12 protein-coding genes are annotated in these 12,773 nt (G+C 32.2%); 2 read left to right on the plus strand and 10 right to left on the minus strand.

Annotated elements, in window-relative coordinates; translation table 11 throughout:
• Positions 1-2: 2 nt before the first annotated feature.
• Together ATE84_RS21490 and ATE84_RS21500 are read right to left on the minus strand one after the other, a co-directional pair.
• On the minus strand, positions 3-1,271 hold the full coding sequence (locus tag ATE84_RS21490) for an acyloxyacyl hydrolase (protein ID WP_101449916.1): 1,269 nt from the start codon (positions 1,269-1,271) through the stop codon (positions 3-5).
• Between the two features lie 410 nt (positions 1,272-1,681).
• A complete protein-coding gene (locus ATE84_RS21500; RefSeq protein WP_199176902.1) occupies positions 1,682-1,975 on the minus strand; it encodes a hypothetical protein in 294 nt (97 codons plus the stop codon).
• 347 nt (positions 1,976-2,322) lie between these two features.
• Here ATE84_RS21500 and ATE84_RS21505 point away from each other — a divergent pair, with 347 nt between their 5' ends.
• Together ATE84_RS21505 and ATE84_RS21510 are read left to right on the plus strand one after the other, a co-directional pair.
• Complete coding sequence (locus ATE84_RS21505) at positions 2,323-3,843, plus strand: BCCT family transporter (RefSeq protein WP_101449918.1); 1,521 nt, start codon at positions 2,323-2,325, stop codon at positions 3,841-3,843.
• A gap of 42 nt (positions 3,844-3,885) precedes the next feature.
• The gene (locus ATE84_RS21510; protein ID WP_101451165.1) at positions 3,886-6,132 is read left to right on the plus strand and encodes a transglycosylase domain-containing protein; all 2,247 of its coding nucleotides are present in this window, start codon (positions 3,886-3,888) and stop codon (positions 6,130-6,132) included.
• A gap of 19 nt (positions 6,133-6,151) precedes the next feature.
• Here ATE84_RS21510 and ATE84_RS26755 read toward each other — a convergent pair whose 3' ends face one another.
• The 8 genes from ATE84_RS26755 to ATE84_RS21545 form a co-directional block, all read right to left on the minus strand.
• Positions 6,152-6,286, minus strand: a complete 135-nt coding sequence (locus tag ATE84_RS26755) for a hypothetical protein (protein WP_255412037.1) — start codon at positions 6,284-6,286, stop codon at positions 6,152-6,154.
• Positions 6,287-6,380: 94 nt separating this feature from the next.
• A complete protein-coding gene (locus ATE84_RS21515) occupies positions 6,381-6,722 on the minus strand; it encodes a hypothetical protein (protein WP_101449919.1) in 342 nt (113 codons plus the stop codon).
• 187 nt (positions 6,723-6,909) lie between these two features.
• Positions 6,910-7,473, minus strand: a complete 564-nt coding sequence (locus tag ATE84_RS21520) for a phosphatase PAP2 family protein (protein WP_101449920.1) — start codon at positions 7,471-7,473, stop codon at positions 6,910-6,912.
• Positions 7,474-7,490: 17 nt separating this feature from the next.
• Positions 7,491-7,718 carry a hypothetical protein gene (locus ATE84_RS21525; protein WP_101449921.1) on the minus strand — a complete coding sequence of 76 codons (228 nt, stop codon included), beginning with the start codon at positions 7,716-7,718 and terminating at the stop codon, positions 7,491-7,493.
• A gap of 74 nt (positions 7,719-7,792) precedes the next feature.
• Complete coding sequence (locus ATE84_RS21530; RefSeq protein ID WP_101449922.1) at positions 7,793-8,878, minus strand: OmpA family protein; 1,086 nt, start codon at positions 8,876-8,878, stop codon at positions 7,793-7,795.
• Positions 8,879-9,028: 150 nt separating this feature from the next.
• Positions 9,029-10,399 (minus strand): MATE family efflux transporter, encoded by a 1,371-nt coding sequence (locus ATE84_RS21535; RefSeq protein WP_101449923.1) that lies wholly within the window; start codon positions 10,397-10,399, stop codon positions 9,029-9,031.
• A gap of 259 nt (positions 10,400-10,658) precedes the next feature.
• Positions 10,659-11,201 carry a hypothetical protein gene (locus ATE84_RS21540; protein WP_101449924.1) on the minus strand — a complete coding sequence of 181 codons (543 nt, stop codon included), beginning with the start codon at positions 11,199-11,201 and terminating at the stop codon, positions 10,659-10,661.
• Between the two features lie 181 nt (positions 11,202-11,382).
• A complete protein-coding gene (locus tag ATE84_RS21545) occupies positions 11,383-12,771 on the minus strand; it encodes a M20/M25/M40 family metallo-hydrolase (protein ID WP_101449925.1) in 1,389 nt (462 codons plus the stop codon).
• Positions 12,772-12,773: the final 2 nt, after the last annotated feature.

A 12,773-nucleotide genomic window follows, 5' to 3' on the forward strand; every position in this document is an offset into this window, starting at 1 on the left:
TATTAGTTTGAATACTCTTTTTTTCTTTCTTTCAAATTAAAACGGTATACATATCCTAAACTAAGTTCAGAAAAGTCAGCCTGACCTAAATTTGCATTAATATTGGCTCCAAGAAAAATATTATTTTTGGGTAAAGCATGCATATTAAATAAATAATATTTCACTCCTAACCTACTAGAAATCGCTCGTTTTATTTCGTAATACCAATTCAACTCTCCCAAAACATATTCATCCCCACGTGTTTCTCCTTGACTAAGCTGCCACTCTATTTTATAAAACGGCTTATATACATTAAGTCCAAGTTCAAACTCTACACCAATATGCCCGATAAAAACTTCTGTACTAGTAAAGAAACCATAATTACTTGCATATGCTACAGGTTTTTCTTTAAAAAAAGGAACTTGCTGTTGTATTAGCATTTCATCATTTTTAATATAATCATAGTAATGTTCATAGAATCTACCATAAAAACCTATTCCAAACTTAAAAATCCTATTGACAACTTTACCCATTGATAATGCAACAGAATACACTTCTTTTTTATCATTAAATACCTCAGAAAGTACATTCTGACCTATGCCGCTGCGAAATGAAAAATAGTTTTGTGAGGATTTTACTCTTTCTTTTCTTAAAGATATTATATCATCCTCAAGGATGGTTTGAGGTTCTCCAAAAGATGAAGAAGCACTTATCAAAAAAGAGTTCAGCCCTTGATTAGGCAACTTCGTATGTCCATTAGAATAATGCCCATACCCTAGTCCTAAGCGCCATTGCGCTGATTTATTAACTAGAACATCATAATACAGAAAAGTCTTATAAGACCAATTAAGACTTGTTGTAACCGCCTTATTAAGTGGGTTCGTTTCTGAATCATACTTTGTGTCAAGATAAGATGCGCCAAAGCCCATATTAAGGTGCCATCTATTTGATTTTTTTTGAAACAATCCAATTTCAACAAAAGGCATTACTACATAGGCTTTACCCACTTTTTCTATATTTCCGAAATCAGTAACTCCAAATGCCAATCCAGTTTTTGGATATCCCAACCTGGAACTCCATTGTGTATCTACCTTTTTGTTATAGCTTCCTATACTAACAAAAATAGATTTAAGCATTTTTGTTTCGGGAAAACCAGTATTAGGCTCTGTCGTTTTTCCTATTATTATTTCTGGTGAAATAAAAAATGAATTTTTGTTTTCGTTGCTTGATGTTTGTCCTCTTAATTGTATTCCAATAAAAAACAGGAACAGATAGTATTCTATTTTCCTCATTTACTTTTTTCAAGTATTTGGTTTGATTTTCTCTTCTTCTTGATCATGCAAAATAGAACTTTTAAAATAAAAGAGCATATTCTTCATTAATCACAACCTCATCAAATAAAAAATTAACTAAGATTACAATGTTTAATAATGGATCCCTCAAGCAAGAAAACAAGTATTGATCATGTAGTTACTCAAGCAAAACGATTACTGTTCAATAGCCAAATCAGTTCGAAAGAAATTTCTTTTACACAAGGATTTGAAAGCCTTTCATGCTTTAGCAGGCTTTTAAAAAATAAAACTGGAGAATTCCTAATTTACATAAAAAAGTATCAGAAGTAAAGAGAATGTATATTTCAAAAAAATACTTCTTATTCATGCATTATTCTATCTAAAAATAATAACACAAATAGTCTAAAAAATCATTTACCCTCAATATCTCCTACTTCTTCTTTACTCACTTCTTTAGGAATTTTAGTATCAACAATACTATTGTCATCTTCTTCAAAACTTTGCATTGTATCAGCCAAACGTTTACTTATTTTAACTAAATAAACAGTTTCTTCTGTTCGCACCTCTACGGCTTCAATCGCTTCGTTATGCTGATTTCTAAATGATATAATATCTTCATCATTATATCCATCAGGAAATTTCTCTACAAGTTGGTTTAAAATATTTTTATTCAATTTTTTGTAGTCAACAATTACTCTTTTCATAAGGCGTGAGGTTTAAGAATTAATTCTATACGTATACATTTCAAATAACACTTTTTTAAATGCTATCATCTCTACTATAAATCTTGGAGTATTTTTTACTAACTTACTCCAAGTAATTTTCAATTAATCGTATATTATTTCACTGAGTAATTTGTTACTACAAGTCTAAATAAAAAAATTGAAACTTTTAAGAAATCAACTTTAAAAATCAATTATTTTTTTGCAATTTTTACTTGTTAAAAATTTTAAATTCTTTATGTAAGAATAATCTGTTTTCAAGAAATATATATTTACAATACATTCTATCTTATACCAAAATTCGAATCTAAAGAAGGAAAAGGCACTATATGAAACTTGATTTTAAGAAAAATGGTTTACTATATATTTCTCTGGGAATTTTAATCTTCTTTTCAATTTTTTTATATGTTTTCACTTTGGAAACTTATGAGGGTATAGAATCGTTCTCGGTGTATATTCGCAAGCGATTTGGGAGATTTTACCTTTGGTTAGGATTGCTTTGTGTTTTACTCCTACTTATTTTAGCACTCTCTTCCTGGGGGAAACGGCGATTAGGAAAAGATACTGATCGACCTCAATTTTCGAGGTTAGCCTGGATATCTATGTTATATAGTGCTGGAATGGGTGCTGGAATATTATTACGCGCAGTGCAGGAACCTGTTTTTATGATGCATAATTCACCTATTAGTAACCAAGTCGATTCAAAAACTCTTGCTTTAGAATATACTTTTTATCAATGGGGATTTACTGCCTGGGCATTTTATGCTATTTTTGCTATTGCTGTGGGATATTATCTATTTGTGCAATCCAAAAAAGTACTCTCCAGCAGTGCTTTTTCTTCTATAGAACATCTGGTAACTTCTAAAAGACCTCGAAATATCATTTTTGGAAGTATTGACATTCTGGCTATTCTTACTACAGTGTTTGGCCTAGTCGCTGCAATAGGTCTAGGAACTACACAGATCGAAGGCGGTTTAAATCATATATTTAATGAAGATTTTGGGCTTAAAGGGACTATTATTGTACTTATCCTTATTTCAATTTTAGCGTTTATCTCTGTATTTAGAGGAGTTAACAAAGGGATTAAAATCATTTCTACCTGGAATATCTATATCACGATAGGTCTTTTGTTTTTTGTCTTTCTGCAAAGTGATACTGTATCGATCATCTCACAATTCTTTACTTCATTATATCATTACATAATTGACTTTATTCCTCTTAGTTTGGCCTATGGCCAATATGATCCGGGAGAGGCATTTTTAACTGACTGGACATACTACTATTGGGCTTTTTGGTTAGCTTGGGCTCCATTTACAGGTATTTTTATTGCACGTATCTCAAAAGGGCGTACCATGAGAGAAATTATATTGGGTGTCCTTCTTGTACCTTCTCTGGGCACTTTTTTCTGGTTTACTACTTTTGGACAATCCGCTTTTCAGATTATTGAAAATTTTGGAGTGTATCAAGGACAGTTTGATAATGTATTTAGTTCTATTTTTATTTTCTTTGAAAACTATCCTTTTCAAGCATTCATAAATATATTAACCATCTTACTTCTTATAAGTTTTTTAGTAACTTCTCTGGATTCTGCAATTTTTGTACTAAGTATGTTTACCGATAACGGAAAACAAGAACCATCAAAGAAGCATCGGCTTATGTGGAGTATTATACTTACTATCTTTTCTATAGGCATCATTCTATTAGGAAATGCCAAATCAGATATCAATATTCTAATTGCAATGCAAAAACTCCTTATTATTACTTCACTACCTTTTTCATTACTTATGATAATAATGATTGTGCTATTCATTAGAGATTTTAGAAAAAAACAAGAAACTCATATCTCCTAATAATATGGTATTTTCAACGTTATATATGTCGTTATTATGATTATGATAAAGAAGATATTTCAAAAAAAATGGGTAAAATGGCTATTATATGCTATTGGTGGGTCAATTTTCTTCAGCATTTGCTTTTATGCTAGTATTTATTTTGGTTTTTGGGGTAAATTACCCAGCAAAGAAGAATTAAGTTCTTTAAAACAAGCAGAGGCTACTCAGGTCTTGGATAAAGATGGTCATATGATTGGTAAATATTACATCTATGACAGACAACCTATATCTTACGAAGATCTACCTCAGCACCTTATAGATGCACTAGTGGCTACAGAAGATATACGGTTCTACGAACATGATGGCGTAGATAACACTAGCCTGTTACGTGTGTTTTTTAAAACCATTTTGCTTAGAGATAAATCTTCGGGAGGAGGAAGTACTATAACGTTACAATTGGCAAAAAATCTCTTCGGAAGAAAAAAATATAAATTATTTAGCACCGTAATTAATAAACTAAAAGAATCTTTTGTTGCCAAAAGAATAGAAGATATCTATACAAAAAAGGAGATTCTTACACTATACTTTAATACCGTTCCGTTTCCAGACAATACCTATGGAATTGAGAGTGCTGCCCAGAAATTCTTTAATAAATCTACTCATCAATTAACACTATCAGAAGCAGCGACACTTATAGGAACATTAAAAGCCAACCATAGTTATAATCCACGACTTTTTCCTGAAAGAAGCCAGCTAAGAAGGGATGTTGTACTTCAACAGATGGTTAAATACGAGTATCTAAGCGCTCATCGATCAAATCAAACAATGAGCCAGCATATCATTATGGATTATCAGTATTTTAATCACGATCTTGGATTGGCACCTTATTTCAGAGAAGAAGTAAAAAAAGAATTGATCAACATCTTAGAAACGTATAAAAAACCAGATAGTACTGTTTATGATATCTATAATGATGGCCTGATTGTGCATACCACCTTGAATTACAAAATGCAAGTCTTAGCAGAAGAGGCTATGAAAGAACATATGCAAGTATTACAAAACGACTACGAAAAATCTTTTGGTAATAATGCCCCTTGGAAAAACAATAAAGATCTTGTCAATCATGCCATCAAAAATCTTGGGATCTATACTACATACAAAGAACAAGGGTTGACAGAAGCACAAATTAAAGATTCTCTTTCTGTAAAAAAAGACATTGAACTATTCGAATGGGATGGTAACATCACTAAAAAAACATCTACTCTGGATAGCATACAACATTATCTAAAATTTCTTAATACAGGAATGATTGCTATCGAACCAACAACGGGTGCAGTACAAGCATATCTGGGAGGGATTGATTATCGTTATTTTAAATATGACCATGTTTCGCAAAGCGAAAGACAGGTTGGATCGACCTTTAAACCATTTGTATATACTACTGCTATAGAAAATGGAATGAAGCCTTGTTCTTACTTTTCAACAAAAGAAATTACTTATACTAATTTGGAAAACTGGACACCTAAAAATGCATCAGAAGAAAATGACCCTTATCTTAATTTCACATTAGAAAAAGCATTAAGCAACTCTGTTAATACTATTGCTGTAAAAGTACTTAATGAGGTTGGTATTCCCAAAGTTGTAGATCAGGTAAAAAAACTTGGAATCACCGCTATACTATCTAAAGAACCGGCAATGGCACTAGGCACAGATGGTATTAAATTAAAAGAATTGGCAGGAGCATATGCCAGTTATGTAAATGAGAGCAAAAATGTGAAACCTTTTTATATATCAAGAATTGAGGATAAAGATGGACATTTAATTGCTTCTTTCGAACCCGAAATAGCCGAGGTTCCTGCTTATAGTGCTTACACTAAACAAGTGCTTTTAGAAATGATGAAATCTACCGTAGAACAAGGCACTGCAACCAGACTTAGGACTACCTATAAACTTAAAAATGATATTGCAGGTAAAACAGGAACTACTCAAGACAATAAGGATGGCTGGTTTGTAGGAATCACCCCAAATTTAGTGACAGTTACTTGGGTAGGAAATGACAACTACAACATTGGTTTTAAAACTACTGCTTTGGGACAAGGAGCTAATACTGCGTTACCGATTTTTGCCAAATTGTACCAAAAAATGAATCTGGATAGCACATTTGACCCTATTACAAAAAGTAAATTTAAAGAGAGCTCAAAAGAAATTTTAAAAGACTTGGATTGTAAACCCGAAAAAAGAGATAATTTCCTTAAACGTCTTTTTGGCAAAAAGAAGAAAAAGAAAGAGTTTAAGAAGAATTCTTGATAATATAGGAGTAGATTATTTACCCATTGTATTTTGATAGTGATAGTACATCCTTAATTTCTTCGTCTGCATTTCCTTCTGGCACAGGCGTTTCCTGTGAACGTCCAGAAAACAATAGAAATAACATAAATACGAGCGTGAATGATTTTTTCATAAATTATCATTTTTTATAAAGAATAAACACTACCTAATCAGTTTCTTATTCTAAAACCTTGTTTATTATTAAGAATTGCTAACCAAAAAATTCTTCATTCTGGTAATTTCATGGGGTGTTCATGCCAAATCATTTCTATTTTCCCTGTTTTTTTATACAGTGTATACCCTTCCGCTCCTCCGGTATAATCTTTTTTTTCCTGATGATGAGTTACTGTTAATTCGAAATAATTTGGAAGTTCTATAACTGAAATATCATCTTCTTCTTGACTGTTTTTTTTAAAATTAACAAGCATTTTCTGTTGCCTTTTATCATTCTTTTTCAGTTTTATAAGTTCTTTAATATCGAAAATATTATCACTAACTGATGTTTGTCCGTAACATTCTCTTTGAATTTGACCTATAAAAATAAATATTATGGTTATTGTTCTAATCATTATGATTTACACTCTAATACATTGGTGCTTCATCAAAAGTATATAAAATGTTTTATGGGTATTACACTGTTTTCAGTGAAAGTATGAAGTATACCTGTTTTCAAACTTTAATGACATATTAAAGTTTTTGGTAAAAAGAAGATGTTTTAGATTAAAACACACCTAGATTTATGAGTTATCACCTAGCTTATCCATATTTCTTTACCAGAAATGTATGTAGTTTAAAAGCCCCTACTCCTAATAAAATACTTATTGCCATACCAGTAACTATATCTCCTGGGTAGTGTACTCCCAAATAGATTCTACTATAACTTACAATAATTGACCATACTACCATAAATGGGAAGATATATTTTAGATGTTTTCGTAGAGTCAATCCTGTAAAAAAGGCTAATGCCATGGAGCTAGCTGCATGACCCGAAAAATACCCATGTCTCCCACAGCGTTCTGCAATAAAACGTGTAAACTCTGCCACTCCATCTGCCCTACATGGTCGTGGTCTCATAAAAAGTACGTTTTTGAATAGATTTGATAGTTGGTCGGTAGCAGTAATTAGTAATGCAACAACTATCAAGGTGATGACAGTACCTCTAATTCCAAAATATTTATAGAAAAAAACCAGTAATACCATATAGAGAGGAATTTGGTATAATTTCTCTGTCATGAATAACCAAAATCCATCCCATGCAGGTGAGCCCAGATTATTGAGATATAAAAAAAGATCTTTATCTAATTGTATAAGTTCTTCCATTCTTAAGATTTACTATTTTATTGGTCGTAACGTTCTATCTCACGATCATAAAAGTCATTAGCTGCTTGAAAAAGATTTTCTGCTTCTTCAAGTAATTCTTTTTCTTCACTTTTATCAAATTCTTCAAGCCATTCTACTTCATCATTTTCGAGATTGATAATAAACCTCGGAAACTCGGTATGAATTACAAAAATGGCATCTGGATAATCAGTATTATCACCTAATAAGAATTTTGGAAAGTCCATAATGAATACTTAAAATTACAAAGCTTCAAAGGTACTATCTTTTTTAGGGAAATCAGAAAATTATTATGCAACTACTATTCAATCTTAATTTCTACTCTGTTGTTTGATTCTGGATCCAAATTAGAATCTGCGGTAACAACAGGCATAGTATCTCCAGCCGCTATTATTTCGATTAAGGATTCGTCTATACCTTTTTCTACAAAATACTTTTTCACATTACTTGCCCTCATTGCAGACATGATTTCGTTTTCAAAAGATGAACCGGCATCATCTGCATGACCAATAATTTTAACGGTGCTTACTTTAAAAATAGTTACATATTGGATATAAGAATCTAATGCTTTTTTAATTTCTTTATATGCTTCACTTTCACCTACCAAAAATTCTACTGGCGAAAAATCAAGAGCCATATCACACACCTGATTAGATGTTAGATTTTTGGTATTCCTCATTTCCATTAATAAAACATCATCTACAAAATAGTAAGCTGTATCAAATCCTCCTCCTTTCACAGATTTTCCTTTTGGACTATCTGAGAAATACCCTAAAGAAATATATTTTTCTGTCCCTTTTGCTCTATATACTCCACAAACTTTAGTCCATCCTTTGGTATTACATACCAATTTTGAAGATTCTATATTTAGAGGAAATCTAGAGGTGGTGGTTATTTTTGGTCTTCTGGCTGTAAAATATGATCCAATGGATGAAGTACAGGAATTTGAGATTCCTTCTCCTAAAGAAACATACATATGAAAATAGTAATATTTACCTTTGGATAAGGGCTTTTTTAATTTGGCTGTTACTCCTTCTTTATAAGGTCCTCCAGCAATATACATTCCTACTTTACCCTCTCCTGTCCTAGGCTCTTGTGCCCCAAATTGCTTTAAGAAATTAGGTGCTTTATGAATAAATCTAATATCATCTAACCTTGGGTGGTAAGCATCTGGAGAGTTAATTGCAGGTTTCCAATCTTTAATAATTCCAAAATTTTGCATCTCCATATCTAATCGTGCAATGGCAGCATTTGTAGCTTCAAAACTAGGATTAGGAATAAGGTTTTGATTTTTACTATGAACAAAGTTTTGACTTATACTACTCTGGGTAACCAATATGGTAAGAACTACGAGCAGTAGACAAAATCTAGAATTTGGGACTCTCATATTTTGTATTCTGTTTTTTTGGAAAGATAGTTAATTATTCGTTAATACCAAATAAACGTAATAAGTATAAAAATGGTATTTGGTATTTGTTTTTATTTAAAAACTCACTTATAAACACCTGATTTTCAACACAAAAAAGAGGATGAAATTTTAGTTTTTTTGAATTAAATCTTTGGTCAAAGCATTAAATCTAAGATATAGTAGTAATGCAGAAACAGAAAGACCTACCAGCAATCCTATCCAAATCCCTGAGCTTTTATATTCGGTATATAATCCCAAATAATAACTAATAGGAAACCCTACTACCCAGTATGCGAAAAATGTAATTAAAGTAGGAATTTTAACGTCCTGTAGACCTCTCAAAGCTCCTAGTACGGTAACTTGTATCCCATCAGAAATCTGAAATAATGCAGCGATAATCAATAGTTTTGCTGCAATAGTAATCACCTCTGTATTATCTGCAAGGTTTTCAATATCTTTTACATCCAGATATATTCGAGGAAGTAAATCACTAAACAGAATAAAAAGTAAAGCAAACACAACTGCTAATAAAAAGGTTAGCAAAAATATTGAAATCGCTATTCTTCTTAGATCCTTAAAATGCTGAAGTCCTTTTTGATTACCCACTCGCACCATAGCAGCCACACTTAATCCCATAGCTACCATAAAAGTCATAGAAGATAAGTTTAATGCAATTTGATTAGCTGCCTGTGGGTTTTTTCCTAAAATACCTGATAACCATATCGCTGCGGTAAAAATAGCTACTTCAAAAAACATTTGTAATGCAGAAGGAAACCCTAGTGCTATTATTTTATTTATCATCTTGCTTTCTAAAGTAAAAAATTTGATACGGGTAACATAAGGTTTAGATTTTTCTTTATTCTTAAGAAAAATCCATAAAAAGAAAACCATCACAAACCTTGAGGCTAATGTCCCTACAGCTGCCCCAACTATTCCCATTTGCGGAAAGCCAAATTTCCCAAAAATCAATACGTAATTCAGAGCTACATTGACTAGGTTTGCCACCAACGTAGCATACATAGGATATTTGGTCATAGACAGCCCATCAGAGAATTGTTTTAATGCTTGAAAACTTACTAATGGAATTAAAGAAAAAGCAACCAGATCCAGATATGGTATTGCAAGTTCTACCACTTCGGGAGGTTGTTTCATTAAATACATTAGTGGTTTTGCTACCAATATCATTAAAAACAGAACTATTCCTAATGTAGTACATAAAAACAATCCATGCTTAAATGCTGATTTACCAGTCACAAAGTTATTTTCTCCATCTGCTTCTGCTACCAATGGTGTAATTGCAGTAGAAAATCCTATCCCTAAGGACATAGCTATAAACATAAAGCTATTTCCTAGAGATACTGCTGCTAATTCTGCTGTACCCAACTGCCCCACCATGATATTATCGACCAATCCTACAAAGGTATGTCCCAGCATACCAAGCATTACTGGTGTGGCCAGCTTTAGATTATATCGAAATTCTTTGGTGTATTGTTGTAGCATTTTACAATTTTGAAGACGCAAAGGTATTAGAAACTAAATGACTCTTATCGTATATTTAACGTTATTTAATTTTTTCTAAACGAGAAGTATGTAGAAAATTATAAGAAATCAAATAAAGAAATGACATTACGTAATCTTTCTATTATTATATACCCTTCAATACTAACATTCTCACTATTGTTTCAGCTATTCGCTTGCGATATGTTTTAGGTAAATATTTATTTTACTCTAAAAAGAGAATCTCTTAATCATCAATATTTTAATTAATTAACGATAATTCATTATCATTTGGGATATTATACTCATCGCAAGAGACCCTTTTACTTGCATATGATTCTGGTGTAATTTCTATCCAATAATCATCACCAAAAAAGTTAAAGAAATAACGATTATCGATATACACTTCAAACACTTCTACTACTTTATAATCCCTATCATTTTCAATTTGAGAATTAGTAGTGTCTCTATCCTGAATTGAAACATATTTTTCTTTAAGATAATGAAGATAAATCGAGTCTTTGCAAAAAAGAATATGCTTTGGTTCTCCGCTTCCTCCTTTCCAATTTACATCCCCTCTATCTATAGTAAATTCATACTCATAATGATGAGTTGTCCCATAGTTATGTTTTGATAAAATCCCTACATGATTAGTGGTTTTATTCATTTTTTGAACCACCAGATGTTTCTCATTACCTAATAAAATATTAGTATTATCAATATTTGTTTCAGTTTTTGAAGTACAATTACTGAATATACCTACAATTAACGTAAAACATAATGCTTTATATATTAAATTTCTCATTCTATTATTTCTCACCTTTATGACAGTGATGTAAAAACATTTATATACGTCACTTAAGCATTTCTTTTTTGGTATTTTTTCTATCTTGTTTATTAATATCTTGAAACCGATATTAATAAATACCATTAGGAAGCCATATTCATCTATACGATCAAGTAATCTTTAAAACTTCTATAAAAACCTATTTCATTCCATACTTATCAAAAAGATATATCAAACTGGTCATTGTAGCAGCACCTAGTTCGAGTTCTCGTTTATTAACGGCATCAAAAGTATCATTTTTAGCATGGTGATAATCAAAGTAACGTTGTGAATCTGGTCGTAATCCAGCAAGTACGATTCCTTCTTTTTTAAGTGGGCCTATATCCGCACCACTTCCACCTTGAGTGAAAGAATGTATCAGATAGGGCTCAAAAAGAGGTTTCCAACTTAGCACTTGAGCAAAATTAGCATCGTCACAATCAAACGAAAAACCTCTGGGAGTAAACCCTCCTGAGTCGCTTTCCAGAGCGAAAACATGATTTTCTCCTTTATTTTTGGCTACTTTTGCATATTTTTTACCTCCACGTAGTCCATTCTCTTCATTCATAAACATTACCACGCGAATGGATCGTTTTGGTTTGTATCCAATTTCTTTAAATAATCGAAGTACCTCCATAGATTGTACTATTCCTGCTCCATCATCATGAGAACCATCTCCCAAATCCCAAGAATCTAAATGCCCACCAACTACCATATATTCTTTAGGAAATTCACTTCCTGTAATTTCACCAATCACATTGTATGATTGTACATCTTTCCAGGTACGGCAGTTCATATTAATATGAAATTTAATTTTAGGATTTAATGTTAACATAGAGCTTAACAAATCTGCTCCATTGGTACTTATTGCAGCAGCAGGGATTTTATCATTATCTTCAAGTTTGCCATAGCTCATTGCTCCAGTATGTGGGAAATCATCTAGCCTAAGATTCATAGAGCGTACAATTACTCCTACAGCACCAAACTTAGCTGCTTCTGCCGCTCCAGAATATCGCTGATCTACACACCCTCCATATGCCCTAAATGTTTCAATAAGATCTGCTTGCATGGGCCTGTTAAAAAATACTATTTTCCCTTCAATCTTAGCTGTCCCTAATTTTTTGAGTTCTTCTAATCCTTTAACTTCGATAATAGGGGCTTTAATCCCCCCTATTGGCGTCGGCACAGAACCTCCTAATGCACAAATTGGTACATTAGTCGTTACGCCTGGTTCTGTTTCGATATAGGCAAATTCTGTTACCCCACGAGTCCATTTGGGTACCATTACAGGTTGTAACCATACTTTATCCAAACCTAGCTTTTTTAATTCTTTTTCTCCCCATTCTACAGCTAGTTGTGCATTTACAGATCCCGAAAGTCTTCCTCCGATCTGATTGGAAAGATAATCCAGCCATGCATAACTTTTACCATTAAGTAGTGAGGTGTCGTATATTTTTTTTAATGTAGCGGCATCTTCTTTTGCTTCATTTTGTGCAAAACCATTAAATGATAAAATTGCAAAAATGACAGGGATTATAATTCTTACCATAG

The sequence above is a fragment of the Aquimarina sp. MAR_2010_214 genome, from assembly GCF_002846555.1.
Taxonomy (GTDB): domain Bacteria; phylum Bacteroidota; class Bacteroidia; order Flavobacteriales; family Flavobacteriaceae; genus Aquimarina.